The sequence below is a fragment of the Agrobacterium sp. LR_9 genome, assembly GCF_041954855.1.
Classification (GTDB): domain Bacteria; phylum Pseudomonadota; class Alphaproteobacteria; order Rhizobiales; family Rhizobiaceae; genus Agrobacterium; species Agrobacterium leguminum.
Window position 1 is genome coordinate 327,992 of sequence record NZ_JAVAYA010000002.1, and the last position, 25,471, is coordinate 353,462.

The window sequence follows — 25,471 nt, forward strand, 5'->3', positions numbered from 1 at the left end:
ACCCGGAGTTTCACCGGGTCCGTGGTGAGTAATTCACCTATAAACAGCAAAAAAGCGGGCCGCAAGTTGCGCGCCCGCTTTCGATGTCTGCGATCGTATGCTCATGCCGCTTTGCGCAAGACCGCTAGAGCTTCAGCCGCTCGCGAAAGAAGACGAGCGCTACGGCTACACCGGTCGCCACGCCCACGATCACATCGACAAAACGGACAAAACCGGCAGCCTGCGGCCCCATTAAGAGCACCAGCATGGCTGAAGCGCCTGCCTGTATCGGCACGACCGGCGGCAGACCGAACATGGACGCAAGGATCATGGCGATGAAGGTCGCCGAGGCCAGCCGGATTTCAGCGAAGTCATGCGGGACAAGGAGCGCAATCTCCCCAACGAGAATGCCGACGGTGACACCAACCATCAGGCCTAGGCCCTGACGAACATGGCTTGGAATTCCCGGAGCAAGGCAGATAAGTGCGCTGATTGCGGCAAAGACGGGTTGCGGGTGGCCCAGCCACCGATGCGCGACCCAGAACGCAAAAGCGGCCGCAAGAGCGGCCGCCAATGCACGGGTGAAGGCTGCGCGAACCCGGTCGAGCAGCGTCTTCACCATATCAGTCCTTCTTGGACGGAACGACGCGCAGCGCCAGCTCACGAAGCTGCGTCGGCGTTGCCGGCGACGGCGCGTTCATCAGCAAGTCCTGCGCCTGCTGGTTCATCGGGAACAGCGTGATTTCGCGCAGGTTCTTCGCGCCAACCAGCAGCATGACCACGCGGTCGATACCGAATGCGCAGCCGCCATGCGGAGGCGCGCCGTACTGGAAGGCGCGATAGAGACCGCCGAAGCGCTCTTCCACATCGCTCTGCGACAGGCCCACCTTTTCGAAGGCCTTGACCATCAGCTCGGGCGACTGGTTACGGATCGAGCCGGAGGCGATTTCGAAGCCGTTGCAGACCGCGTCATACTGGAACGCCTTGATGGAGAGCGGATCCTGCTCTTCCAGCGCTTCCAGACCGCCCTGCGGCATGGAGAAGGGGTTGTGGGCGAAGTCGATCTTCTTTTCTTCCTCGTTATATTCGAAGAAGGGGAAATCGACGATCCAGCACATTTCGAAACGGTCGCGGTCGATCAGGTTCAGTTCGTCGGCAGCGCGGGTGCGCGCCTCGCCGGCGAATTTGTAGAACTTGGCGGGATCGCCGGCGACGAAGAAGCAGGCATCGCCTGCCTCAAGGCCGAGCTGCTGGCGCAGCGCCTCGGTGCGTTCCTCGCCGATGTTCTTGGCGAGCGGACCGGAACCGCCGACCTTGCCGCCCTCTTCCTTCCAGAAGATGTAGCCGAGGCCGGGCTGGCCCTGAGACTGCGCCCATGCGTTCATGCGGTCGCAGAAAGCGCGCGAACCACCGGTCTTGGCCGGGATTGCCCAGACCTGAACCTTGGGGTTGGAAGCGATCATGTTGGCGAAGACCTTGAAGCCCGAACCGTCGAAATGTTCGGTCACGGCTTCCATGACGATCGGGTTGCGCAGGTCCGGCTTGTCGGAACCATATTTGCGGATCGCCTCGTCATAGGGAATGCGCGGCCACTCTTTGGTAACCGGCTTGCCTTCGGCGAATTTCTCGAACACGGCCGTCATCATCGGCTCCATCGTGGTCCAGACATCTTCCTGGGTCACGAAGCTCATTTCGACGTCGAGCTGGTAGAATTCGCCCGGCAGGCGGTCGGCGCGCGGGTCTTCATCGCGGAAGCACGGCGCGATCTGGAAATAACGGTCGAAACCGGCCACCATCAGAAGCTGCTTGTACTGCTGCGGCGCCTGCGGCAGCGCGAAGAACTTGCCTTCATGGATGCGCGACGGCACGAGGAAGTCGCGCGCGCCTTCGGGCGAAGAGGCCGTCAGAATCGGCGTCGTGTATTCGGCAAAGCCGGCATCCGCCATGCCGGTGCGCATGGCGGAGATGATCTGCGTACGCTTGACGATGTTCTTGTGCAGCGTTTCGCGGCGAAGATCGAGGAAGCGATATTTCAGGCGAACGTCTTCAGGATAATCGGGCTCGCCGAAGACCGGCAGCGGCAGTTCCTTGGCAACGCCGAGAACCTCGATTTCCTGCGCATAAAGCTCGATCTCGCCGGTGGCCATGCCCTTGTTGACGGTGTCTTCCGAACGCGCCTTGACGAGGCCGTCGATGCGGATGACCCATTCGCCGCGAACCGTCTCGGCAACCTTGAAGGCCGGGCTGTCCGGATCGGCGACGACTTGGGTGATGCCGTAATGGTCGCGAAGGTCGATGAAGAGAACGCCGCCATGATCTCGCACGCGATGAACCCAACCGGAAAGGCGAACGGTTTCGCCGACGTCGGACTTGCGGAGAGCGGCACAGGTGTGGCTGCGGTAACGATGCATTTTTTTATCCTGGAACGTGTCGTGGGCCTGATGGAGGCCAGATGGGCGGCACTGTCGAAATTTGCCGGAAAAGCGCATGGCCAGCCTGATTTGTCAAGGCAAAGCACAACAATGTCGCCTTCAGCCTGTCCTTTCCCCTGCCTTCGCTTTAGATAGGACTAATCCAGCCCGCCAAACCGAGTCGGCCCGCAATGAGCCAGATCAGACCTCTTATCCCGCTTCTCGTCACCGCCGGCATCCTGATCGGCGGCAACGGCCTGCAGGGAACCTATATAGCGCTGCGCGGTCTCTCCGAAGGGTTTTCCGCCAGCACCATCGGCCTCATCAGCGCCGCCTACAGCTTCGGTTTCGCGCTTGGCTGCATTTCGGTGACACGGCTTCTGCGTAAGATCGGCCATATCCGCACCTTCGCCACCATGGCGGCCGTCGCATCCGCCGCAGCGATCGCCATGCCGCTCCTTATCCATCCCCTGTTCTGGATGCTGATGCGCTTCGTCACCGGCATTGCCGTCGCCTGTCTTTTCGCGGCCATCGAAAGCTGGATCAACGCGCAGGTCACCAATTCCAATCGGGCGCGCACGCTCTCCATCTATCGTTTCGTCGATCTCGGCTCCGTCACGCTTGCGCAATATATCATTCCCGTCGCCGGCATCGACGGACCGGTGGTGTTTTCGCTGATCGCCATGGCGCTGACGCTGTCGCTGGTGCCGATCTCGCTTGCCGACAAATCCAACCCCGCACCGCCGAAACAGATACCCTTCAATCTCTTCGCGGTGTGGCGCATCTCGCCGCTTGCCGTGGTCGGCTGCGTGGCCGTCGGTCTCAGCATGGCGGCGTTTCGCAATATCGGCCCGATCTATGCCGAACAGATCGGGCTTTCCGTCACCGCCATCGCCACCTTCATGAGCGCCGGCATCATTGGCGGCGTGGTGCTGCAATATCCGCTCGGCGTCTATTCCGACCGTTATGACCGGCGCATCATCATTCTCGCCACCACGGCGGGCTCGGTCGTCGTCGGCCTGTTTCTCGCCTTCTTCGCCGGAACCGATGAGTGGAGCAACATCATCGGCGTCTTCATCTTCGGCGCCTTCGCCCTGCCGCTTTATTCGCTGAGTTCCGCCCATGGCAACGACCATGCCAGGGAAGGCGAACATGCGATGATGTCGGCCGGACTGCTGTTCTTCTGGTCTGTCGGGGCGACGGTCGGGCCGCTTCTCGCCTCCGTGCTGATCGACCAGTTCGGCCCGAAGGCGCTATTCAGCTATACGGCCGCGATCCAGATCGTTTTCATCGCCTATACCATCTACCGGCTGCAGGTGCGCGAAGGTGTGCCCGTGGAGGAGCGGAACTGGCGGTTCAGCTCGCTTTTGCGCACCTCAGCCTATTTCCAGAAGCTCGCCGCGGCTTCGCCACCCAAAAAGGATGAAGCGGAGCCCCATCCGCCCGAGAAAAACGATCCTTGAGCCTTCAAAAGCGGGCTTTGTATTGACATGCGCCCGGCAAAGGGAAAGTAAGACGGATAATTCTCACGATTGGCCAATAACAATGATTGAAACGACTGCCGCCCTCGCCGAAGCCTGCACGGAACTGGCGAAATCGGAATTCATCACCATCGACACCGAATTTCTGCGGGAAACGACCTTCTGGCCGGAACTCTGCCTCGTGCAGATGGCAAGCCCGACGCTCGAAGTGCTGGTCGATCCGCTGGCGAAGGGTCTCGATCTGACCCCTCTTTTCGAACTGATGGCCAATCCCGATGTCGTGAAGGTTTTCCACGCGGCGCGACAGGATATCGAGATCATCTATCATCTCGGCGGGCTTATTCCGCACCCGATCTTCGACACGCAGGTCGCCGCCATGGTCTGCGGTTTCGGCGATTCGATCTCCTACGACCAGCTGGTGCAGAAGATCAAAAACGTCCAGATCGACAAATCCTCGCGCTTCACCGACTGGAGCCGCCGTCCACTGACCGAAAAGCAGCTGGATTACGCGCTGGCCGACGTGACCCATCTGCGGGATGTCTATCTCTCGCTGAAGGCCCAGCTCGAGCGCGAAGGCCGCTCGCTGTGGCTGACCGAAGAGATGGACATTCTCGAGTCTCGCGACACCTATGACATGCATCCCGACGATGCCTGGTTGCGGCTGAAATCGCGCCTGCGCAAACCGACGGAACTTGCGATCCTCAAATTCATCGCCGCCTGGCGCGAGCGTGAGGCGCGCTCCCGCAACGTGCCGCGCTCGCGCGTGCTGAAGGACGATGCGATCTTCGAAATCGCCCAGCAGCAGCCGAAGGACGCCGAGGCGCTGTCGCGGCTTCGCACCATCCCCAAGGGCTGGGAGCGCTCCGCCTCCGGCACCGCCATCGTCGAAACGGTGAATGCGGCGCTGGCGCTGCCGAAAGAGGAAATGCCGAAGGCGCCGCGTCACAGCCACGCACCGGAAGGCTCCGGTGCTGCCGTGGAACTTCTGAAAGTTCTGCTGAAGCTGACGGCGGACAAGCATGGCGTCGCCGCCAAGGTCATCGCCAATAGCGACGATCTGGACAAGATCGCCGCCGAGGGCGAAAAGGCAACCGTGGCGGCGCTGACCGGCTGGCGGCGGGAACTCTTCGGCGATGTGGCCCTGAAGCTCATCAATGGCGAAGTGGCGCTGCGTTTCGCTGGCAAGAAGGTCGAGGCGGTGGAGGTTGCGGCAGGCGAGCCGTAACGGCCCGCCGCTTTCCACGCCAACGGCCACGTCGTCGGCCGCTATAATCGCGACCCGAAAGGCATGGGCTGCGGCTTGAGCGGCTGGAGGGAGAACACTCCCTTCGACGTTGATGGCCGCACCTGCGCCGCCATCATCTTCGCCCGCAAGGGAGAAACTCGGTTCGACCGGGCCTGGATCGACGGCAACCGGCTGCGTTTTTCCGCCTTCCCCGTCAAATGGTCGAACCGCTCGCCAAATGACCGGCCGCAATCCCCGCTTGAAACCGTCTATTACAGAACATCCTATCAGGCGTAGAACGGCGGCAACGCCGATTTTGCTGCAACAGCGCAACAGCCTCACCAATCCTTCATGCAACCTTACCGATTGCTCACTTTTTGCGGCGCTTTTTCCACATTAATGTCGCATATGACCTGAACAGAAGCTTCGACCGAAGGGAGCGGCCTGCCCTTCTTTCCCAAGACCAAAGCCTCCCCTTCCCGAGACCCAAGAACCGACATGAGAAAATTGCTGCCCATTCTGGATTACGTGGTGCTCTTCGTTGCCGTGGCCGGCAGCGGCGTGGCCTACGCCTTTCTGGAATATGGCGGCGGTGCATTGATTGGCGCTACCTATGCGCTGTTTGCCTGCGCACCCATCCTCGCCTTCGAGCGTGGTTATATCATGCCCGGCCTGTCGCGGCAGGTGAGCGCCCTGCCGACGCCGGCCTATATCGCCGTCGGCCTCGTCATCTATGCCATCCTCGTCTTTTGCGGCTTCGGGCTTGGCGGCACGATCCTGTGGTTGAGCGGGATATTTCCCGGCACCTGGAAACGCGCCGTCCATGCCGAGGTGCAGACGCTGATCTTTACCCTCATTGTCTGCGGCATCATCGTCTTCATCATGCGGGTGCGCGAGCTTCTCGGCCGCGATATCTTCATCGACCTCATCCTGGGGCGTTACCGCCGGCCGGTCAGCGAAGACCGCGTCTTCATCTTCATCGATCTCGTCGGCTCCACCTCCTTCGCCGAAACCCATGGCGACCTGAAGGCCCAGGAATTTCTCGGCGAAATTTTTGCAAGTTATGCCGCACCGGTCAGAAAACACGGCGGCGTCATCGACGACTATATCGGCGACGCCGCCATCATCACCTGGCCCTATCACATGGCGATCCGGCGGGCGGCCTGTGTGCGCTGCGTCTTCGATATTCAGGCGACCATTGAAAACACCCGCGACATGTGGCTCGCCCGCTTCGGCGAGGTGCCGCGCCTGCGCTTCGCCATTCATGGCGGGCCGGTCATCACCGCGGAAATCGGTGTCGATCACCACAAGATTACATATTTCGGCGATACGGTGAACACGACCTCAAGGCTCGAATCGCTGAGCAAGATGCTCGGCCACCCGGTGCTGATTTCCGCTGATCTTGCCCATCAGCTGGTGCTTCCGAAGGGCGTGCGCAGCGAATATCTGGGCGAACATGCCGTCAAAGGCCGTGGCCAGACGCTGGGCGTCTGCACGCTCAGCCAATATCAGGCGCCCGCCGCATAAGGGCAATCGACGGAAAAAAGCCGTGCGGCCCATCTGCCGACGATGGCCGTCATCAAAATTCATCAAAGCTTCAAACGGCAATCACCTGCCTGTCATGCGACGACCCTATCGCGTCAATCCTGTCTTCAACATGTATTGAGAGGGGTCTCCATCATGAAGCACATTGTTTTTGCACCTTTCGCGGTTCTCGCGCTCGCCGGCGCGGCACATGCGGCGGAAAAGGAGTTTCCGGCAAAGCTCGTTTCGCACGCCATTCTGCCTGCCAACACCATGATCGCCGCACCTGCCGATGCGCCGGAGCACCTCAAGACCTCCGCCAAATTCACCACGGCCGACCGTAAGCGCGCCGAGGGCCTCGGCACCGTGCCCGGCAAGGACGGCGTGCGCCTGACCGGCCTTTCCATGCCGTTCAACGGCCAGCCGATGCAGGGCTTTTCCGGCATCAGAGCGATGCCGGACGGCAGCTTCTGGAGCCTTTCCGACAACGGTTTCGGTTCCAAGCTCAATTCCAGCGACGCCATGCTGATGCTTCACCATCTGAAGTTCGACTGGGACGCGGGCAAGGTCAACGCGCTTGAAACCGTCTTCCTCTCCGATCCCGACATGAAGGCGCCCTTCCCCATCGTTCTGGAAGGCTCGAGCAAGCGTTACCTGACGGGTGCGGATTTCGACGTCGAATCCATTCAGCCGGTCGCTGACGGTTTCTGGGTCGGCGAGGAATTCGGCCCCTACATTCTGAAATTCACCCGCGACGGCAAGCTGACCGATGTGATCTCGACCAAGGCCGGCGACATCGAGGTGAAGTCTCCCGACCATCCGGCTCTTGCCCTGCCCGGCAACCCCACGCAGAAAATGCCCGCTTTCAACCTGAAGCGCTCCGGCGGTTATGAGGGCATGGCGCTCTCCAAGGACGGCTCGAAGCTCTATGGCCTGCTGGAAGGCCCGCTCTACATGGCCGACGGCCAGGTGGAAAAAACCGAAGACGGCGCGACTGCGCTGCGCATCATCGAACTCGACACCGCCAAGAAGGCGTGGACCGGCCGTAGCTGGCTTTATCCGCTGGCGGAAGGCGGCGAGGCAATCGGCGACTTCAACATGCTGGATGACAGCACGGCGCTGGTCATCGAACGTGACAATGGCGCCGGCACGGCCGACAAGGCCTGCGCCGATCCGAAGAAGCCGGAAGCAAACTGCTTTGCCGTGCCTTCCAAGGTCAAGCGCATCTACAAGATCGAGTTCAATGACGCCAATGTCGGCAAGGCCGCCCGCAAGATCGGCTATATCGATCTTCTGAAGATCTCCGATCCTGACAACAAGAAACGTCAGGGCGGCGGCAACGGCTATTACGACATGCCTTTCGTCACCATCGAGAATGTCGACCGCGTCGATGCCACCCATATCGTCGTCGGCAACGACAACAACCTGCCCTTCTCCGCCGGCCGTGCGCTGGACAAGGCTGACGACAACGAATTCGTCCTGCTGGAGGTCAAGGACCTGCTCGAGGCGAAATAAGACCAAGGCTGCTGTCACTTGCTTTGACGGCTGCGAATGATCCGGACGGAGCGCCCGGCAGGCACAAATGTCTGCATGGCGCTCCGTTCCGATTTTCCAGAGCTAGCGGAAAAGAAGACGTTTCATGCAGGACCATGCAGAAAGACTTTATTACGCCCTGAAGAAAAGCTGGTCGGGCGAGACGAGCGGCCTCTGGTCGCGCGAAAACCCCGCCAAGGGCCAAGGCAGCGTCACCGCGCTGGTGGTACAGGATATTTTCGGCGGAGAGCTTGTCAAAACCGCTGTCAGCGGTGCCGACCATTTTTACAATATCGTCGAAGGCACCCGCTGGGATTTCACCTTCAGCCAGTTCGATATTCCGGTCGGCTATCAGGACAGGCTTGCCAGCCGCACGGAAGCCATGGCGACGATAACGCCGCTGCAATATGCCTATCTCAGCGCCTGCATCCGCAAGGCGCTCGGGCACGGCTGAGCCGTTAGCAAAAGCGCATCGCGGCACGGTGGCCAGCCAGGGTGTTACGCTCCGAGACCAAGATGTCAATCTTTCCCGCAAAGCGGACACAATCCTTGCGATAATATCGCCAGGTGGAATGGTTGCACCGACAGGAGAGATATTCGATGAGCGAGAGTTGCCCGGTCCTGACACCTGCGGAACGGCAGGTACAGGCCATATTGGAGCGCACGGAAGCAGCGACGATGGCCACCATTCACGCAGCGCTCGAACGTGCCAGCAAAGAGGTAACTGAGGCATTCCGGGCCGTCGATTCAGACATGCAGCCACCGCCCCGCGACTATTTTGCCGCCGTCGCCCATCAGCAGCTCTTCCTGATGTTATGCGGGGCGGACCCGAAAACCTTCGAGGGCGGAGACCCCGAAATCGCCGGCCACATCATTCGGAATGCGCAAAACATATCCGACCACTACTGGAAGAAAACGCCTGCCGCGGCGGATGTCCCCGGCAAGTGATACATTCCGAGTGAATGCAGGATTTCGCGTCACGCGGCATCGCGCGCGATCTGCGTTTTAGAGAGGATGCCCAGCCCGGCCGGACCCCTATCGCCATTTCACGTCACAGCACCTTCATCATCGCCGTTTAAGCAGGCGCAAATCCGGAGGCTGGAATGGATTCGACCGCACAGATCAAGCGCCCGAAAATTGCGGAGACCGTCGTCCATGCGACGGCGAGCATAAGAGATTCAAGCATCGGCGAATGCTGCGAAATTCTGGCTGACACCTCCCTGCACAATGCCGAGCTCGGCAATTACTCCTATCTTGGCCCCCGTTGCATGGTGGGCGATGCAACGATCGGAAAATTCTGCGCCATCGCCGCAGAGGTCAGGATAGGCGCTCCGAACCATCCGATGGACCGGCCATCCATGCACCGTTTCAGCTATTGCCCTGAATATTATTCTGCGGATGCCGTGCGCGATGACGCCTTTTTCGACCGGCGCAGGGAGGACCGCGCCGTCATCGGTCACGATGTCTGGATCGGTCACGGCGTTATCGTCTTGCCGGGTGTCACGGTTGGAGACGGGGCAGTGCTCGCCGCCGGCGCGGTCGTCACCAGAGACGTGCCGCCCTACACCATCGTCGGCGGCGTTCCCGCAAAAATCATTCGCGAACGATTTTCGCGGCCCATCGCGGAAAAGCTTGCATCAATCGCATGGTGGGATTGGCCATTCGAAACGATCATGGCGCGGCTTTCCGACTTTCAGTCGAGCGACATAGAAGCCTTTTGCGAGCGCTGGTCCTAGCGGACGCAAGAACCGTCCTGTCGCGAAACAGAAACGCGCCGTTCGTTATTCGAACACGAATGCCAGCCGCTTGCCCGTCAGCTTCGCCAGTTGCTGCAAACGCCCGTCCAGCCGCTCGCCGGCGAAATCGCAATAATCGTGCGGCACGACGAATTCCAGATCGAGATCGGGATTGCCGGATTTGCGGAATTTGAGGTGGTCGACGACGCCCGGCATTGAAGCCGAGAAGAGATAGACGACGCGCAGCAGGCCGCCGAGCAATTTACCAAGCTCCTGCAACCGGTCACCCGCCATGGCGGCGAGCGGCTGTGTGGTACCGTTGTCGTTCAGACCTTCGAAGCGATAATAATTGGCGAGTGCAATATAGGCGCGGCCGGGATGGGTGATCGCCACGAAGGAGGAATGGGCGATGATGTTGAGCGCCTGCAATCCGCGATAATCGGGATGGGCGCGCCAGCTGATATCGGCGAGAAGGCAGGCCGCCTGCCGGTAACGGCTCTCCTCTTCGGTCTCATCAACGCCGAAGACCGGGAAGGTGCGGCCGCTCCAGTCCGCCAGTTCGCGCGCATGTTCCGGCGAGCGGGCGCGCAGAATGGCAAGTTCATCGGCGGCAACCAGCAGCGGATCGGAATCCCGCTCCTCTTCCGTCAGCAGCGAATAGAGATAACCTTCGCGCACGCCCTGCGCCGAAAAGGCGATCCTGGCTGGCTTCATCATTTTCAGAACTTCGCGCATGGCGATGGCGCCGAAGGGCAGAAGCGAGCGGCGGTTCTTGGAGACTGCCTGCCAGGCCGGATCCTTGCTATCCCGGGAGACGATGACCTCCTCGAGAAAATTCAGCATTTCCTCCAGCGGCAATTCATAACCCTGCATCATATGCAGCGGATAGCCCGATATCTCCATATGCAGCTTGGCGATGTTTCGCCAGGTGCCGCCCACCGCGTAAAAGGTGCGCCCCTCACCTGCCGCCAGAAGCTTGGCGAAGGATTTGACGTGTTTTCTGGCAATCGTCGCCGCTTTTTCCAGCGAGCCGTCCGACTGCTCCGACAGCCGCAGGCCGCCGAGCGGCAGGGTGATGCCCTCGCCGCAGCTCTTGCCCTTGATGTCGATGAGTTCGAGCGAACCGCCGCCGAGGTCACCGGCGATGCCGTCTGGATCATGGAAACCGCTGATCACGCCATAGGCGGAGTAAAGCGCTTCCTTTTCGCCTGACAGTACCTCGATCTCGCAGCCGAGAATGGTTTCTGCCTCGCGGATGAAATCCGGGCCGTTTTCCGCCTCACGCGCCGCAGCCGTCGCCAGCACATAGAGCTTCTGCGCCTGCGCCTGCTCGGAAAGGACATGGAAACGCCGAAGCGCCATCAGCGCCCGACTGACGCCTTCCTCATGCATGCGGCCCGTCAGCGCCAGTCCCTTGCCAAGGCCGCACAGGACCTTTTCGTTGAACAGCACCGCAGGCGCGCGGGAAAGACCTTCATATACGACGAGACGAACGGAGTTCGAACCAATATCTATGACGGAAACGGGGGCAAGGCCGGTCAGCCGCCCCTGTGCTTCTGATCGAGTCATTCAGCCTGTTTCTTGCGGGACGAAATCAACCCGGCAATCAATTTGGGCGCACTGGATTTCAAGGCTTCACCACGTCCGGAAAGGCTGGGATTGGTCATGAAATAGTGCTGCGCGTTGAACGGTTCTTCGCCTTTACGCACCTCGATGCGCCTCGACGTTCCGTCCGCAAGTATCTCGTAGCTCTGCTGGTTGTCAATGAGATTGCCAAGCATAATCTGTGAAAGAACCTGCTCATGCACGGTGGGATTGGTGAGCGGAACCAGCGTTTCCACGCGCCGGTCAAGGTTGCGCGGCATCATGTCGGCCGAGCCGATATAGACCAGCGCCTTGTCCGACGGCAGACCGAAACCATTGCCGAAGCAGAAGATACGGCTGTGTTCGAGGAAGCGTCCGACAATGGATTTGACGCGGATATTATCCGACAGACCGGGCACCTGCGGGCGCAGGCAGCAGATGCCGCGCACGACGAGATCGACCTCCACGCCCGCCGCACTGGCGCGGTAAAGCGTATCGATAATCTCGGGGTCGACCAGCGAATTCATCTTCATCCAGATCGCCGCCGGCGCGCCACGCTTGGCATGTTCGATCTCTTCGTTGATGTGCTTCACGATGCGGGCGCGCAGCGTATAGGGCGAAACCGCCAGCTTCATGCCCTCTTCCGGTTCGCCGTAACCCGTGATGAAGTTGAAGATATTCGCCATGTCATGGGCGATCTTCGGGTTGCAGGTGAAGAAGGACAGGTCTGTATAGATTTTGGCGGTAATCGGGTGATAGTTGCCGGTGCCGAGATGGCAATAGGTTCTGAGCTTGCCATCCTCGCGGCGCACAACCATCGACATCTTGGCGTGGGTCTTGAGTTCGATGAAGCCGAAGACGACCTGCACGCCGGCGCGCTCCAGATCGCGCGCCCAGCGGATATTCGCCTCTTCGTCGAAACGCGCCTTCAGCTCGACCAGCGCGGTGACGGATTTACCGGCTTCGGCCGCATCGATCAGCGCGCGAACGATCGGGCTGTCATTGGAGGTGCGGTAAAGCGTCTGCTTGATGGCGAGCACTTCGGGATCGCGCGCGGCCTGCAGCAGGAACTGCACGACCACGTCGAAGCTTTCATAGGGGTGGTGAACCACCATGTCCTTTTCGCGGATGGCGGCGAGGCAATCGCCGGCATGTTCGCGCACGCGCTCGGGGAAACGGGCGTTGTATGGTTCGAATTTCAGGTCGTCGCGCGGCGCGCGGACGATTTCGGAGATGGTGTTGAGCGCGAGAAGACCGGGCAGAACGGCAACACGATTATCAGGCACGCCAAGCTCATGCACGACGAACTGGCGCAGCGACTGCGGCATTTCGCTGTCAGTCTCGATGCGGATAACGGAACCCCGGCGGCGGCGCTTCAGCGCGCTCTCGAAGAAACGGACCAGATCTTCCGCCTCTTCCTCAACCTCGATATCGCTGTCGCGGATGATGCGGAACGTACCGGAACCGCGCACGGTGTAACCGGGATAGAGCCGGTGGATGAAAAGGCCGACCACATCTTCAAGGGTGATGTATCGGATGGCGTTCTTTTCGTCAGGCAGGCGCACGAAACGGTCGAGCGCGGGCGGCAGGCGCAAGAGCGCCGTCATCGGCTCGCGGCCGTTGACGCTATCGAGCTGCAGGCCCATGGAAAAGCCGAGATTGGGAATGAAGGGGAACGGGTGCGCCGGGTCGATGGAGAGCGGCGTCAGAACGGGGAACATACGTTCCTCGAACTCCGTTTCCAGCCAGATGCGGTCCGCATCCGAAAGTGCGGCGGGGCGCACGATGAAGATTTCTTCCTTGGCGAGATATTGTTGCAGAACGGCAAGCGATGCCTGCTGCTCCATCTGCAGATTGTCGATTTCCTTCAGAATATCTTCGAGCTGCTCGGCCGGCGTCTTGCCGTCCGGCGTCTTGACGGTGATCTTCTGGCGGACCTGCCCTTCGAGGCCGGCGACGCGGACCATGAAGAATTCATCGAGGTTGGCGGCCGAAATGGAGAGGAAACGCAGCCGCTCCAGCAGCGGATGATCCGTGTTCAGCGTTTCTTCGAGAACGCGGCGGTTGAACTGCAGCCAGGAGAATTCGCGGTTGATGAAACGCGCCGGGCTGTCCCACAGGCTCTCGCCTTCGGTCACCGGCTGAACCTTGTTGAAGTCTTCCTGCGCGATAGCGTCCATTCCCTGTTCCATCCCCTGACCGATTTCCGTCCCGTGATCCTGCTGCATCGCGCGATCGTCCTTCTTGCCCGTATAACAGTTTGACGACGGAACTGTGACAGTCAATCGACGTCCAGTCCGCTGCCCGCCGCTGCGTTGTCCATCGCATTGAGGACCTCCGCCACCAGCGGCCGTGTAATTCTCGTTCCACGCGAAAGCGCCAGCCGGTCGATACGGTCCACGATCGTCTGGGCCGTATCGAGCGAACGCTCCATTCTATTGACGATGTAACCTATGAGTTTGTCATCCATGTAAAGCTGCCGGTCGGCGAAGAGTTTCACCAGCACCTGCGCCAAAAGCCCCTCGTCCGGCTCGCCGGTTTCCACCACCGTTACGGCTTTGAGGCGCGAGCGCAGATCGGGCAGCGTCACCGGCCATGCGGCCGGCCATTGCCGGCTCGTCATCAAAAGCGTGGTGCCGTGCTGGCGTACGCTGTTGATGACATGGAAGAGTTCGGTCTCGTCAAAACCGCGCCGGTCGGCGTCCTCGAAAAGAACCGGTCCCGTTTCGGCCGCACGCGCGGCATCGGAGCCCGTCTCGGGGTGAATGTCGCGCGCGTCGCTGATATTTTTCCAGATATTGGCGAGATGCGATTTTCCCGAACCCGGCGGCCCGGCCAGCACGACGACGGGCGAGCGCCAGTTCGGCCATTCATCGATGAGGCTGACGGCAGCCGCAAGCGAGGCGGAGACGAGGAGATCATCCCTGCCGGAAGCGGACTGGTGCGAGAATGCGAGCGGCAGCTGCTCGGCCTTCGACCGGGCGTTGTCGGTTTTGATTTGGTCAGTCATCGTCAGCTCTGAGAGTCAACCTTGCCGGAGGACGCTTCCCCTTCTTCCAGGGCAGGGTTTGTGTCCCAGGGAAGGTTGGCGGCATGCCCGTGGTAAAGATCGCTTTCAAGATACCGCGACAAGGCGAAGCGGACAAGCACACCGACCGCCGCCGCAGCCGGCACCGCGACGAGAAGCCCGACGAAACCGAAAAGCGCACCGAAGGCGAAAAGGGCGAACATCAGCCAGACCGGATGCAGGCCGACGCTTTTGCCAACGAGCTTCGGCTGCAGGATGTTGCCTTCGATGAACTGGCCGGAGAAGAACACAACGAGCGTCAGAAACACATAGATGTAATCCGGCCAGAACTGCACGATGGCGACGCCGACGGCGAGGATGAGGCCGACCATGGAGCCGATATAGGGAATGAAACTGATGAGGCCTGAGAAAAGGCCGATCAGCAGGCCGAAATTCAAGCCAACCAGTGACAGGCCGACGGCGTAATAAACGCCGAGAATGATGCAGAGCGACCCCTGCCCGCGCACGAAACCGGCAATGGTCTTATCCATATCGCGGGCGATCTGGCGGACGGTATGGACATAATCGCGCGGTATCCAGCTATCGACCTTGTCGATCATCCGGTCCCAGTCGAGCAGCAGATAGAAGGCGACCACGGGCGTAACGACCAGCAGCGACATGACATCGACCAGCGATTTGCCGGAATTCCATATCTGCGTCAGCAACGTGCCGATGAAACCGGCACCTTCGGTCAAAAGCTTTGAAAAATTCTCCTTCACGGCGTCGATCTGGCTGCTGACCCAATCCGGCAGGAGATTGGTGTCGGCGCCGGCAATCAGCTGCTGCAATGACGAGATATATTGCGGGATGCGTGTGATGAATTCCGAGGCCTGGGCGGCGATCAGCGGGATGATGATGATGAGCGACAGCGCGAAGATCAGCACGAAGGAGACGAGGATGACGACGGTCGCCATCAACCGGCTCAAGCCGCGCCGTTCCAGCCAGTCGGCAACCGGATCGAGAAAATAGGCAAGCGCCATGCCCGCCACGAAAGGCAGGAGAATGGAGCTGAAGACCATCAGGAAAAGGACAAAGACGGCAAGCACGCCGATCCAGAAAAACACCTGCCGGCGCAGGCTCGTACCGCTTACATGGGGTTGCATCCGTTCATCCTTTATCGCCGCACCGTCACCGCCCGTGATGGAGATAGGATGCGTACATGCACATGGTCAAGACCGGCGCTTTCGCGCGTGGGCAGAAGGAGACTGCCCGCACAGCGGCAAAATCCCTCATTTCCGGCCAACCCCTCGCAACGGCAGGTTGACCGACGGTAAATATTAGACAACTATCAAATATTGCCGGGCGGGCCAGCGGCGCTCCTTCATCTCCGGCGGCCGGGGGGCACGATGCAGAGCACCAGTGACAATGGCATCGCGGAATATAATGCCGGTCTCTTCGATAATCCCGAAGTTGCCGAATGGTATGACAACCAGCAGCTTTACCCCGCCGAACGCATTATTCTCGATCAGTTCCGCCATGCCTATGCGGGCAAGCGGCTGCTTGACCTCGGTGTCGGCACCGGCCGAACGACTAAGCCGCTTCTGCCGCTGGTGGGAGACTATATCGGCATCGACCGTTCGCAGCCGATGCTTGCGCTGGCGCGGCGCAATTTTCCAGCCGCCACGTTTATCGACATGGATGTGCGGGCGATCGGCCAGTTCGGTGCGGAGCGTTTCGATTGCGTGCTGGGCGCGCTCGCGATTCTGAGCGCCTTCGACCATGAGGACCGGCTTGCCATCATCCATGCCGTGCGAAGCATTCTGTCACCGGGCGGGTACTTCATCTTTTCTTTTCATAACCGGCAATGGAAGCGGGCCGGCGGCATGCCGCTGCACCGCCGCTCCTGGCACCCGCGCGAGGTGGTGAATTCGCTGCATCCGCAAAGCTGGATCAACTATCTGCGACTGCAACCTTCGACACGGAAGACTCCGGAATATGCCATTCTCGCGGATCAGGCGCATCGCTGGAGCGGCCTGTTTTATTTCATCGACCTTGCTGCCCAGACCCGTCAGCTGGAAGCGGCAGGCTTTAAGATCGCCGCGCGTTATGGCGAGAACGGACGGCCGATAGAGGAAAATTCCGATACGTCCAACGACGGCCTGCTCAATCTCGTCTGTCGCGCCGCGCCGCAGCCATCGTAAGCTCCCAATCCGGCCAGCCCCGCCAAAGCCGTTAAAAACCGGAGCTTTTGCCACTCAAACCCTTGCATCAGGCCCCGTCCCGTGCGAATGGCGACGCCAAAGGAACCAGCGGAGACGAGAGCCATGAGCCAGTCGGGCAAGAACGGTCTTACCTATAGTGATGCAGGTGTGGATATCGACGCCGGCAACCTGATGGTCGAAAAGATCAAACCGGCGGTGCGCTCGACGCGGCGTCCCGGCGCGGATGGCGAAATCGGCGGCTTCGGCGGCCTGTTCGATCTGAAAGCCGCAGGCTTCACCGATCCGGTTCTGGTGGCCGCCAATGACGGCGTCGGCACCAAGCTGAAGATCGCCATCGATGCTGACTATCACGACACCGTCGGCATCGATCTCGTCGCCATGTGCGTCAACGATCTCGTCGTTCAAGGCGCAGAACCGCTGTTCTTCCTCGACTATTTCGCTACCGGCAAACTCGACCCGGACCAGGGTGCGGCCATCGTTTCCGGCATTGCCGCCGGCTGCCGCGAATCCGGCTGTGCGCTGATCGGCGGCGAAACCGCTGAAATGCCCGGCATGTATTCTGATGGCGATTACGATCTCGCGGGCTTCGCCGTGGGTGCGGCCGAACGCGGCCAGCTTCTGCCGGCTGGCGATATTTCCGAAGGCGACGTCATTCTCGGCCTCTCCTCTTCCGGCGTTCACTCCAACGGCTTTTCGCTGGTGCGCAAGATCGTGTCGATCTCCGGTCTCGACTGGAGCGCGCCTGCCCCCTTCGCGGATGGCAAGAAGCTCGGCGAAGCGCTGCTGACGCCGACCCGCATCTATGTGAAGCCGCTTTTGAAGGCGATCCGCGAGACCGGCGCGCTGAAGGCGCTGGCGCATATTACCGGCGGCGGTTTCCCGGAGAATATTCCGCGCGTTCTGCCCAAGCATCTCGCTGCCGAAATCGATCTCGATGCGATCAAGGTTCCCGCCGTCTTCTCTTGGCTTGCGAAAACCGGCGGCGTCGAAGCGAAGGAAATGCTGCGCACCTTCAATTGCGGCGTCGGCATGATCGTCGTCGTTTCGGCTGAAAATGCCGAAAAGGTCACCGATGTTCTGACTGCCGAAGGCGAGACCGTCTTCCCGCTCGGCCGCATGGTCGCCCGCGAAGAAGGCGCGCATGGCACCATCTACAAGGGCGCTCTCGGCCTATGATGAGCGCCGCCATCCCGTCCGGCCGCAAACGCGTCGTGGTTTTCATTTCCGGCAGCGGCTCCAACATGGTGTCGCTGGCCAAGGCCTGTCAGGCGGCGGATTTTCCGGCGGAAATCGTCTGCGTCATCTCGGACAAGGCATCTGCGGGCGGGCTGGAAAAGGCACGGGGCATGGGCATTCCCACGCTGGTCTTCGAGCGCAAGACCTATGCCAGCAAGGCCGAGCATGAGGGCGCCATTCTGGCCGCACTTGGCGAAATCGCGCCCGATATCATTTGTCTCGCCGGTTACATGCGGTTGATATCCGGGGATTTCATTGCTCCCTATGAAGGGCGCATCATCAATATCCACCCTTCCCTGCTGCCGCTTTTCCCCGGCCTCAACACCCATCAGCGCGCCATTGACAGCGGCATGAAGATTTCCGGCTGCACCGTGCATTTCGTCACCGAAGGCATGGATGAAGGTCCGACCATCGCGCAGGGTGCGGTGCCGGTCATTTCCGGCGATACGGCCGAAACTCTGGCGTCGCGGATCCTGACAGTCGAGCATCAGCTCTACCCGCTTACCCTGAAGCGGCTTGCCGAAGGCAAGGTTCGAATGGAAGATGGCAAGGCGGTCTCCACGGATGGCGACAGTAAAACTGAGTATTCCAACCTCATCTCCGCCTCCTGATAAAGCTATAACTAAAGTACAAAAACAATCATAATGGTATTTTTCGGAAAATAAACCGATCGTTTACCATAATCATCTTTAATGCCCGCAACGGCCCTTATTTCGGGCCCTCCGGTCATTCAGGAGCGATTATGCCATTGTCGAGATTTTCCCTGCCGCTTTCGGCTGTTCTGATGGCGGGCGCCAGCCTGCCCGTCGCGGCTGAGCAAAGCGGCATTACAGCCTCAGTGGATGCCGGCGTTCTCAATCTTCGAGCGACGGAAACAGTCCATATCGGTGGGCGCAAATTGAGCGAACTCGAGTGGGAAACCAAAAACGCGGTGGCATTGCGCGGCTCGCTCGGGCTTGAACTTGCGCCCGGCTGGCGCGTGAAGGCGGAAGGCAGCGTCGGCTTCGAGGGCGACGGCTACATGACCGACTATGACTGGGTTTGGCCTTTTTCCAGAGATAGCTCGAAGGACAATTGGAGCCACCGTTCCCAGCATGACGACACGCGGCTCGACCATTATTTTTCGGGAAGCCTCGAACTCAATCGCATGTTGCTGGACGATCCGCAGCAATATCTCAGCGCCGGCGTCGGTTTTCGTTATACGGATGTTCAATGGTCGGCTTATGGCGGCAACGCCGTTTACAGCGTTTTCTCCCCCCGCGATTTCTCCGGCAAATTCAAGGATGGCCTCAAGGGGATCACCTATCGCCAGCAAATCCCGGTCTTCTACGGCAACCTGACGGGCGGCCAGAGGTTCGGCAACTGGTCGCTCAATCTGGGGCTCGAAGGCGGCGCCATGGTCTACGGCAAGGCGACGGACGACCACTGGCTGCGTGACATGCGCTTCACCGACAAATTCGACGTCGCCGGCATGTTCGGGGTCAAGGCCGGCGTCGCCTATGACCTGACCGAGAATGCCTCGATCTATCTCGACGGCGCATATGACTATACCAGCCTCGGGCGCGGAGACACACATTACAGCGGCGCAGGCGCCGGAAACCTGTCATCGGAAAAGAATGCCGGCGGCGGTGACTTGCAGTCGATTTTCGTGGGGATGGGTGTGAGAGGACGCTTCTAGTATCGACAGTTTCACTCGAATTACGAGTTTACCAGATGCGCTCGAATAACCCTGCCCTCAAAGCCGGGCGCGATTCAACATCGCCCATTGCAGCAGAATGATCGTCTTGGAATCGGTGATTTCACCCGATGCGATCATCGCGAAGGCTTCGTCCAGCCCGTAGGTCAGAACCTCCAGATCCTCGCCTTCGTCCTCCAGTCCGCCGCCGCTGCCGGCCTGCACGTCAAGATCGATGCGGGCGACGAAGAGGCTGACTTTCTCCGTCAGCGTGCCGGGGCTTGCATACATGTCGAAGAGATACTCGACCTTCTCAACAGCGTAACCGGATTCTTCCATTGCCTCACGGCGGATGGCGACGGCTGCGTCGTCGTCGTCGAGAAGCCCCGCCGGTACCTCGATCATGAAGCTTTGATCGCCGTTCACGAAGGCGGCGGGGCGGAACTGGCGCACCATCACCACGCTGTCGCGCTTCGGGTCATAAAGAAGAATGGCGGCGGCGCTGCCATGGTCGTGGACTTCCCGGACGATGCGGATGGTTCTGCCATCCGGCATGCGCTGGTCGAAAACGAGCTTCTGCATATGCACGAAGCCCTTCCAGACGGTTTCTTTTTCCACCAGCCGGATTCTGCCCGCATCCGTGTCAGCCGGAATGTTTTTCGCCTGCGTCTGTGTCACCGGATATGTCCTTGCATGTCGTGGAATTTCAGCCTGCCCGTGTTGCGGCGCAATATCAAGCCTCGCGGGCCTCGTCATCGCGGCGGAGCCACACCTTGTTGTCGTGAAAAGCCGCACCGCCGTAGGGAGCGACGGCATCGGCGCCGGTCAACACATTGATGCCCTCGCCATCGAGATGCGCCCTGTTTGGCCACAGCCCTTCGGCGATCAGCACACCCGGTCTCGCACCCTCCACGATTTTCGCATGGAGGCGCACTTCGCCGCGCGCATTGCCAATGCGGACGATGTCGCCATCGGCGATGCCGTTGCCGCTCGCATCCTCGGGACAGATCATCAATTCCGGACGGCCTTCCTTCTGCACGGAGGTCTTCGTTTCCGCGAAGGTGGAGTTCAGGAAGTTGCGCGCCGGCGATGTCGCCAGCCGGAAGGGATGGTCACCGTCCACGGTTTCGATGACGTCGACCTGATCCGGGAATTTCGGAAATTGTGCAACAGGCCCCATCACACCGATATTTTTCGGCGGCTTGTTCGGAGACGGTCCAGTCGCCCATTCGGGGCTGAAGCGGAATTTGCCATCGCCGTAACCGAATCCTTGGAGATAATGCGCCACCTCGAAGGACGGCTGCGCATCGATCCACTTTTCTTCAGCCAGCGTGTCGAAATCGCCCCAGCCGCTGACTTTGAGCATACGGTCGACATGGTCGCGGGCCGAAAGGCCGAAGCCCGGCATATGGTCGACGCCGAGGCGTTTTGCCAGTTCCTCGATGACGAAGAGATTGGTGCGCACCGTTTCCGGCGGCTCCACCAGTTTGGGCCCAAGCAGAATGTGGTTCTGGCCACCGGCGCGGTAGATGTCGTCATGCTCGAGGAACATGGTGGCGGGCAGCACGATATCGGCCACATCGGCCGTTTCGGTCATGAACTGCTCATGCACGGCGACGAAAAGATCGTCGCGCAGGAAGCCCTGTTTTACCAGCCGCTGTTCAGGCGCGACATTGACGGGATTGGTGTTCTGGATGAGCAGCGCCGTCACCGGGCCGCCATGGCGCAGCGCCTCGGCGTCCCCCGTCAGCACACGGCCGATCTGCGACTGGTCGAGCTGGCGCACCTCAGGGTCGGCGTAAGAACTGCCCATCAACTCCGCCTTGTTGAGCCGGAAGATGTCGCCATTGTTGTGGAACGCGCCGCCGCCCTCATATTGCCAGGAGCCGAGAACCGTGGCGATGGAAAGCGCCGCATGCATGGCGACCGCGCCGTTGCGCTGGCGGGCAAAACCATATCCGAGCCGGAAGAAGGTCTTCTTGGTGGCGCCGACCAGCCTTGCGAAATCCTCGATCTCATTGACCGAAAGGCCGGTGATTTCGGATGCCCATTGCGGTGTCTTCGTCTTCAGATGTGCCTCGAGCCCGGCCGGATCGTCGGCGAAGCGCGCCATATAATCACGGTCGGCGTAACCGTCGCGGAAGGCGATGTGCATGACGGCGCAGGCAAGTGCGGCATCCGTGCCGGGGCGGACGACGAGGCGCATATCCGCCTGCTTCATGGTCGGATTGTCGTAGATATCGACGACGACGATCTTCGCGCCGCGTTCCTTGCGGGCTTTCACCGCATGGGTCATCACATTGACCTGTGTGGCGACCGCGTTGGTGCCCCAGATGACGATGACATCGGCCTTGGCGATCTCGCGCGGATCCGGGCCACGCAATGCGCCGGTGCCCATCACATAACCGGTCCAGGCCATGTTGGTGCAGATCGAGCCGAAAAAGCCAGAATATTTCTTGGCGTGGCGCAGCCGCTCGATGGAATCGCGCTGCACCTGCCCCATGGTGCCGGCATAGAAATAGGGCCAGATGGCCTCAGTACCATGCCGCGCCTCGGCCTTGACAAAAGCGTCCGCCACCTCGTCCAGAGCCGCTTCCCAGGAGATTTCCTGCCAGTCGCCGGCGCCCTTCGCACCCTTGCGGCGCTTCGGGGTCAGAAGACGGCCGGGATGATAGATGCGCTCGGAGTAACGCGCCACCTTGGCGCAGATCACGCCGGCGGTGTACGTATTGGCGTTAGCCCCGCGCACGCGGCCGATGCGGCCATCCGCATTGATGTCGACCTCGAGCGCGCAGGCGCTCGGACAGTCATGCGGGCAGACCGTGTGTCCGATACGGACTTCGGACTTCGGGGCGGCTTTTTCAGCGGAAATCGGGGTCGCAACGTTCATGTCTTTTGTATATTGCATCAACGATGCGGCAAAAAGGCCGAAGTGACGTCCATCAAGAATATTCATCCTGACCATTCATCCGGATAAACGGCAAGCGAGACACATCCATGAACTACCGCCACATCTATCACGCCGGCAATTTCGCGGATGTCCTCAAACATGCCGTTCTCGCCCGCCTCGTGCGTTACCTGCAGAACAAGGACAAGGCCTTTCGCGTGCTGGACACCCATGCCGGCATCGGGCTTTACGATCTGACCTCGGAAGAGGCGCAGAAGACCGGCGAATGGCAGACCGGTATCGGCAAGCTGATGGAGGCCGATCTGCCCGCCCCCATCGCCGAACTGCTTGAGCCCTATCTTGACGCCGTGAAGGAACTCAATCCGGAAGGTGGCGTGAAATTCTACCCCGGCTCACCGAAACTCGCGCGCATGCTGTTTCGCCCGCAGGACCGGCTTTCGGCCATGGAACTGCACCCGGATGACAGCCGGGCGCTCGCACGCCTGTTCGAGGGTGACTATCAGGTGCGTGTCACCGAACTGGATGGCTGGCTGTCGCTCGGCGCGCACCTGCCGCCGAAGGAAAAGCGCGGCCTGATCCTCGTCGATCCGCCGTTCGAGCTTGAGAATGAATATCAGCGTCTGGCCGATGGCTTGAACAAGGCCTATCGGCGTTTTTCCACCGGCACCTATTGCCTGTGGTATCCCTTGAAGAAAGGCGCTCCGATCAAGGACTTTCACGAGCGGCTGCAATCCTTCGACATTCCGAAGATGCTGTGCGCAGAGCTTTCCGTCAAAAGCGACCGGCTGGATGGCCTGAGCGGCTCCGGCCTCATCATTGTCAATCCGCCTTATACGCTGAAGGACGAGTTGCATACCCTGCTGCCCTATCTGAAGACAATGCTGGCGCAGGACAGGTTCGCCTCGCAGCGCGCCTTCTGGCTGCGCGGCGAGGAAAAAGCGGAAGAGATTTGAGGGGGCTATCTCAGCCCTTCCCGCCTCTGCGCCTGCGCCAGCTGCGACCGTTCGAAGAACAGGATCACGAACAGGGCCATGATGAAGGGAATGATGAGGTAGAACAGCCGGAAGACCAGAAGCGCCGCGATGACGTCCGCCGGGTTCATGTCCGGCAGGCCGGTGACGAAGACCAGTTCCAGCACCCCCAGACCGCCCGGCGCGTGCGAGATGAGCGCCGCCGAGAAGGAAACCAGAAATATGCCGAGAATGACCATATAACCGGGATTTCCGGCTTCCGGCAGCGCGAAATAGATGATGCCCGCCGCACCGATCAGCTCGATCGGGCCGATGACGAGTTGCTGCGCAACAAGCTTCGGCGCGGGGTATGGCAGCACGAAGGAACCAATTTTCAGGGGTTTCAGCCTTAGCAGGCTGCCAAGAATATAAAGACCGACGAAAAGAAGCAGCACCACACCTGTGGTGGTGGAGGCTTCGACAGGCAGAATGCCGGTAAACCGTTCGGTGATGTCAGGCTCGTAAAGCAGCACCAGCCCGATGAGCATGATCGTGCCGATGAGGAAGGTGAAGGAGCAGAGGCCGACGAGCACGCCCACTTCCGCCACACTCAGCCCCTTGGACGTATAGGCACGATATCGCACCACGGCGCCGGAGAATACCGAGGCCCCGACATTGTGGGACAGTGCATAGGTGGTGAAAGAGGTAAGCGTGATGAAGAACCAGTTCACTTTGCGGCCAAGATGCTGCAACGCGATGCGGTCGTAACCGGCGAGCGCGGCATAGGCCAGCAGGGTTGCAAGGCCCGAACACAGCCAATCCCGCACGCGAATGGCTTTCAGACTGTCCCAGAGATCATCGAGCGACAGGCCGCGCAATTCGTGAAAGAGCAACCAGGCGGAAAAACCGATCGTCGCGAAGCCAACGACGGGCCAGATATATTTCTTGAATTTCATGCGGTCATGCCCGCCTATTTCCTCCAGCCTCACCCCAGCCCTGTTCCGTCTTTGCGGAAGATTCGTTCGACTTTATTCGTTATGCGGCAAAGCTTTCAACCTTTTCATCAAAGATTGGCGGTTTGCCCCGTTCACAAGTTGATGTAAGACCGGATCGTCGCCTGCCGGCGATGTGAGGTCGTCCATTTTCCGGGGAACGTACACGGAATGAAGCGTTATGCCGGTTTCATCGCCCTGGGCCTTCTGTCGCTCGGCGCATTGTGGTTCGCGCGGGAAAATCCGACACCGACCAACCCCGCCGGCAACGGGCAGACACAATCCCAATCGCAGGCCGCCGGCAATTCCCGGCCGGACGCCCCAGGGCGCGACGTTTCCCGCCAGGAGACGGGCAAGAACCCTGCGCCCCGCGGAAACGGGTTCGATTTTTACGTGCTTTCGCTCTCCTGGTCACCGGCATTCTGCGCCAGTTCCGAAGGCTCGGGCAACCGCCAGCAATGCGGCAGCGACAGGCGTTACGGTTTCGTGGTGCACGGGCTGTGGCCGCAGAACGAAAACGGCTATCCCGAATTCTGCCAGAGCGGCGAGCCCGACCGTGTTCCGGACGCGATCGGACGCACCATGTTCGATATCATGCCGTCCATGGGCCTGATCGGCCACCAGTGGCGCAAGCACGGCTCCTGCTCCGGCCTGTCGCAGAGGGACTATTTCTCGGCGACACGGGCCGCCTTCGAAGCCATCCGGCTGCCGGGAAAGATCGCCTCCGGCGCCGAAGCCGCCACTCTCTCCGCCGACGCCATAGAAACCGCCTTCACCGACGCCAATCCCGGCCTGTCGAAACGCGGCATCTCCATCAGCTGCGACGGCAGGCGCCTTGAGGAAGTGCGCATCTGCCTCAACAGGGACATGACATTCCGCGACTGCCCCGAGCTTGACCGCAAGGGCTGCCGCGCCAACGCCACGGAAATCATCCCCATTCGCTAGAGCGCATCGAATGCTCTCGATTGCACTCTTCTACACATTTTCCAGACATAAAACCGCTATGCA

General features: G+C 60.4%; 22 protein-coding genes, 1 pseudogene and 1 other annotated feature (1 of these 24 only partly in view). Of the genes and pseudogenes, 14 read left to right on the plus strand and 9 right to left on the minus strand.

Annotated elements, in window-relative coordinates:
- Nucleotides 1-24, minus strand: a sequence feature (sul1 is cis-regulatory element that is thought to sense ions involved in sulfur or methionine metabolism; They are found in Alphaproteobacteria) (it extends 32 nt beyond the left edge of the window).
- 100 nt (nucleotides 25-124) lie between these two features.
- A complete protein-coding gene (locus RAC79_RS04040) occupies nucleotides 125-601 on the minus strand; it encodes an aromatic acid exporter family protein (protein ID WP_003520788.1) in 477 nt (158 codons plus the stop codon).
- 1 nt (nucleotide 602) lies between these two features.
- The gene (gene aspS / locus RAC79_RS04045; protein ID WP_174044193.1) at nucleotides 603-2,390 is read right to left on the minus strand and encodes an aspartate--tRNA ligase; all 1,788 of its coding nucleotides are present in this window, start codon (nucleotides 2,388-2,390) and stop codon (nucleotides 603-605) included.
- 191 nt (nucleotides 2,391-2,581) lie between these two features.
- Between aspS and RAC79_RS04050 the strand changes: the two genes are divergently transcribed.
- The 8 genes and pseudogenes from RAC79_RS04050 to RAC79_RS04085 all read left to right on the plus strand — a co-directional run bounded on the left by RAC79_RS04050 (nucleotide 2,582) and on the right by RAC79_RS04085 (nucleotide 9,889).
- Nucleotides 2,582-3,853 carry an MFS transporter gene (locus RAC79_RS04050; RefSeq protein WP_125145900.1) on the plus strand — a complete coding sequence of 424 codons (1,272 nt, stop codon included), beginning with the start codon at nucleotides 2,582-2,584 and terminating at the stop codon, nucleotides 3,851-3,853.
- 82 nt (nucleotides 3,854-3,935) lie between these two features.
- Entirely contained in the window at nucleotides 3,936-5,096 is a 1,161-nt protein-coding gene (gene rnd, locus RAC79_RS04055; protein ID WP_125145899.1) for a ribonuclease D, read from the plus strand.
- Between the two features lie 30 nt (nucleotides 5,097-5,126).
- Nucleotides 5,127-5,393: pseudogene (locus RAC79_RS04060) on the plus strand (hypothetical protein); the annotation flags it as partial.
- A 201-nt stretch (nucleotides 5,394-5,594) separates the two neighbouring features.
- Nucleotides 5,595-6,623 (plus strand): adenylate/guanylate cyclase domain-containing protein, encoded by a 1,029-nt coding sequence (locus RAC79_RS04065; RefSeq protein WP_125145898.1) that lies wholly within the window; start codon nucleotides 5,595-5,597, stop codon nucleotides 6,621-6,623.
- A gap of 153 nt (nucleotides 6,624-6,776) precedes the next feature.
- Entirely contained in the window at nucleotides 6,777-8,135 is a 1,359-nt protein-coding gene (locus RAC79_RS04070) for an esterase-like activity of phytase family protein (RefSeq protein WP_174044191.1), read from the plus strand.
- A gap of 124 nt (nucleotides 8,136-8,259) precedes the next feature.
- Nucleotides 8,260-8,607 carry a hypothetical protein gene (locus tag RAC79_RS04075; RefSeq protein WP_174044188.1) on the plus strand — a complete coding sequence of 116 codons (348 nt, stop codon included), beginning with the start codon at nucleotides 8,260-8,262 and terminating at the stop codon, nucleotides 8,605-8,607.
- A 146-nt stretch (nucleotides 8,608-8,753) separates the two neighbouring features.
- Nucleotides 8,754-9,101, plus strand: coding sequence for a hypothetical protein (locus RAC79_RS04080; protein WP_142844835.1), 348 nt, complete (start codon nucleotides 8,754-8,756; stop codon nucleotides 9,099-9,101).
- 155 nt (nucleotides 9,102-9,256) lie between these two features.
- Nucleotides 9,257-9,889 (plus strand): DapH/DapD/GlmU-related protein, encoded by a 633-nt coding sequence (locus RAC79_RS04085; RefSeq protein ID WP_078054073.1) that lies wholly within the window; start codon nucleotides 9,257-9,259, stop codon nucleotides 9,887-9,889.
- Nucleotides 9,890-9,934: 45 nt separating this feature from the next.
- Here the strand turns inward: RAC79_RS04085 and ppx are convergent, their stop codons facing one another.
- The 4 genes from ppx to RAC79_RS04105 are packed head-to-tail and all read right to left on the minus strand — an operon-like array spanning nucleotide 9,935 to nucleotide 15,643.
- Nucleotides 9,935-11,458, minus strand: a complete 1,524-nt coding sequence (gene ppx, locus RAC79_RS04090; protein ID WP_174044186.1) for an exopolyphosphatase — start codon at nucleotides 11,456-11,458, stop codon at nucleotides 9,935-9,937.
- A complete protein-coding gene (locus tag RAC79_RS04095) occupies nucleotides 11,455-13,758 on the minus strand; it encodes an RNA degradosome polyphosphate kinase (protein WP_374996929.1) in 2,304 nt (767 codons plus the stop codon). Before RAC79_RS04095 ends, ppx begins: the two co-directional genes overlap by 4 nt.
- Nucleotides 13,755-14,483 carry a DnaA regulatory inactivator HdaA gene (gene hdaA, locus RAC79_RS04100; RefSeq protein ID WP_080852290.1) on the minus strand — a complete coding sequence of 243 codons (729 nt, stop codon included), beginning with the start codon at nucleotides 14,481-14,483 and terminating at the stop codon, nucleotides 13,755-13,757. The genes RAC79_RS04095 and hdaA overlap by 4 nt, the downstream gene beginning before the upstream one ends.
- Before the next feature lie 2 nt (nucleotides 14,484-14,485).
- Nucleotides 14,486-15,643, minus strand: coding sequence for an AI-2E family transporter (locus tag RAC79_RS04105; RefSeq protein ID WP_078054074.1), 1,158 nt, complete (start codon nucleotides 15,641-15,643; stop codon nucleotides 14,486-14,488).
- 243 nt (nucleotides 15,644-15,886) lie between these two features.
- Between RAC79_RS04105 and RAC79_RS04110 the strand changes: the two genes are divergently transcribed.
- The 4 genes from RAC79_RS04110 to RAC79_RS04125 all read left to right on the plus strand — a co-directional run bounded on the left by RAC79_RS04110 (nucleotide 15,887) and on the right by RAC79_RS04125 (nucleotide 19,616).
- On the plus strand, nucleotides 15,887-16,681 hold the full coding sequence (locus RAC79_RS04110; RefSeq protein WP_065654059.1) for a class I SAM-dependent methyltransferase: 795 nt from the start codon (nucleotides 15,887-15,889) through the stop codon (nucleotides 16,679-16,681).
- Between the two features lie 123 nt (nucleotides 16,682-16,804).
- The gene (gene purM / locus RAC79_RS04115) at nucleotides 16,805-17,878 is read left to right on the plus strand and encodes a phosphoribosylformylglycinamidine cyclo-ligase (protein ID WP_065654060.1); all 1,074 of its coding nucleotides are present in this window, start codon (nucleotides 16,805-16,807) and stop codon (nucleotides 17,876-17,878) included.
- On the plus strand, nucleotides 17,875-18,549 hold the full coding sequence (gene purN, locus RAC79_RS04120; protein ID WP_065654061.1) for a phosphoribosylglycinamide formyltransferase: 675 nt from the start codon (nucleotides 17,875-17,877) through the stop codon (nucleotides 18,547-18,549). Before purM ends, purN begins: the two co-directional genes overlap by 4 nt.
- A gap of 131 nt (nucleotides 18,550-18,680) precedes the next feature.
- Entirely contained in the window at nucleotides 18,681-19,616 is a 936-nt protein-coding gene (locus RAC79_RS04125; RefSeq protein ID WP_174039037.1) for an omptin family outer membrane protease, read from the plus strand.
- A 57-nt stretch (nucleotides 19,617-19,673) separates the two neighbouring features.
- On the opposite strand, the gene RAC79_RS04130 is transcribed toward RAC79_RS04125, so the two are convergent.
- Entirely contained in the window at nucleotides 19,674-20,291 is a 618-nt protein-coding gene (locus tag RAC79_RS04130; protein WP_174039036.1) for an NUDIX domain-containing protein, read from the minus strand.
- Between the two features lie 55 nt (nucleotides 20,292-20,346).
- On the minus strand, nucleotides 20,347-22,569 hold the full coding sequence (locus RAC79_RS04135) for a molybdopterin-dependent oxidoreductase (RefSeq protein ID WP_374996930.1): 2,223 nt from the start codon (nucleotides 22,567-22,569) through the stop codon (nucleotides 20,347-20,349).
- Between the two features lie 41 nt (nucleotides 22,570-22,610).
- On the opposite strand from RAC79_RS04135, the gene RAC79_RS04140 reads away from it, so the two are divergent.
- Nucleotides 22,611-23,474: a 23S rRNA (adenine(2030)-N(6))-methyltransferase RlmJ gene (locus RAC79_RS04140; RefSeq protein ID WP_174039034.1), complete on the plus strand. Its 864-nt coding sequence runs from the start codon at nucleotides 22,611-22,613 to the stop codon at nucleotides 23,472-23,474.
- A 5-nt stretch (nucleotides 23,475-23,479) separates the two neighbouring features.
- Here the strand turns inward: RAC79_RS04140 and RAC79_RS04145 are convergent, their stop codons facing one another.
- Nucleotides 23,480-24,427, minus strand: coding sequence for a lysylphosphatidylglycerol synthase domain-containing protein (locus RAC79_RS04145; protein WP_065654066.1), 948 nt, complete (start codon nucleotides 24,425-24,427; stop codon nucleotides 23,480-23,482).
- A 207-nt stretch (nucleotides 24,428-24,634) separates the two neighbouring features.
- Here RAC79_RS04145 and RAC79_RS04150 point away from each other — a divergent pair, with 207 nt between their 5' ends.
- Nucleotides 24,635-25,408: a ribonuclease gene (locus RAC79_RS04150; RefSeq protein WP_174039033.1), complete on the plus strand. Its 774-nt coding sequence runs from the start codon at nucleotides 24,635-24,637 to the stop codon at nucleotides 25,406-25,408.
- The last annotated feature ends 63 nt before the right edge of the window (nucleotides 25,409-25,471 follow it).

Bases quoted from the DNA above. Each gene is read 5' to 3' on its own strand.
- RAC79_RS04040 (WP_003520788.1), bottom strand. From the start codon at position 601: ATGGTGAAGACGCTGCTCGACCGGGTTCGCGCAGCCTTCACCCGTGCA.
- aspS (WP_174044193.1), bottom strand. From the start codon at position 2,390: ATGCATCGTTACCGCAGCCACACCTGTGCCGCTCTCCGCAAGTCCGAC.
- RAC79_RS04050 (WP_125145900.1), top strand. From the start codon at position 2,582: ATGAGCCAGATCAGACCTCTTATCCCGCTTCTCGTCACCGCCGGCATC.
- rnd (WP_125145899.1), top strand. From the start codon at position 3,936: ATGATTGAAACGACTGCCGCCCTCGCCGAAGCCTGCACGGAACTGGCG.
- RAC79_RS04065 (WP_125145898.1), top strand. From the start codon at position 5,595: ATGAGAAAATTGCTGCCCATTCTGGATTACGTGGTGCTCTTCGTTGCC.
- RAC79_RS04070 (WP_174044191.1), top strand. From the start codon at position 6,777: ATGAAGCACATTGTTTTTGCACCTTTCGCGGTTCTCGCGCTCGCCGGC.
- RAC79_RS04075 (WP_174044188.1), top strand. From the start codon at position 8,260: ATGCAGGACCATGCAGAAAGACTTTATTACGCCCTGAAGAAAAGCTGG.
- RAC79_RS04080 (WP_142844835.1), top strand. From the start codon at position 8,754: ATGAGCGAGAGTTGCCCGGTCCTGACACCTGCGGAACGGCAGGTACAG.
- RAC79_RS04085 (WP_078054073.1), top strand. From the start codon at position 9,257: ATGGATTCGACCGCACAGATCAAGCGCCCGAAAATTGCGGAGACCGTC.
- ppx (WP_174044186.1), bottom strand. From the start codon at position 11,458: ATGACTCGATCAGAAGCACAGGGGCGGCTGACCGGCCTTGCCCCCGTT.
- hdaA (WP_080852290.1), bottom strand. From the start codon at position 14,483: ATGACTGACCAAATCAAAACCGACAACGCCCGGTCGAAGGCCGAGCAG.
- RAC79_RS04105 (WP_078054074.1), bottom strand. From the start codon at position 15,643: ATGCAACCCCATGTAAGCGGTACGAGCCTGCGCCGGCAGGTGTTTTTC.
- RAC79_RS04110 (WP_065654059.1), top strand. From the start codon at position 15,887: ATGCAGAGCACCAGTGACAATGGCATCGCGGAATATAATGCCGGTCTC.
- purM (WP_065654060.1), top strand. From the start codon at position 16,805: ATGAGCCAGTCGGGCAAGAACGGTCTTACCTATAGTGATGCAGGTGTG.
- purN (WP_065654061.1), top strand. From the start codon at position 17,875: ATGATGAGCGCCGCCATCCCGTCCGGCCGCAAACGCGTCGTGGTTTTC.
- RAC79_RS04125 (WP_174039037.1), top strand. From the start codon at position 18,681: ATGCCATTGTCGAGATTTTCCCTGCCGCTTTCGGCTGTTCTGATGGCG.
- RAC79_RS04135 (WP_374996930.1), bottom strand. From the start codon at position 22,569: ATGAATATTCTTGATGGACGTCACTTCGGCCTTTTTGCCGCATCGTTG.
- RAC79_RS04140 (WP_174039034.1), top strand. From the start codon at position 22,611: ATGAACTACCGCCACATCTATCACGCCGGCAATTTCGCGGATGTCCTC.
- RAC79_RS04145 (WP_065654066.1), bottom strand. From the start codon at position 24,427: ATGAAATTCAAGAAATATATCTGGCCCGTCGTTGGCTTCGCGACGATC.
- RAC79_RS04150 (WP_174039033.1), top strand. From the start codon at position 24,635: ATGAAGCGTTATGCCGGTTTCATCGCCCTGGGCCTTCTGTCGCTCGGC.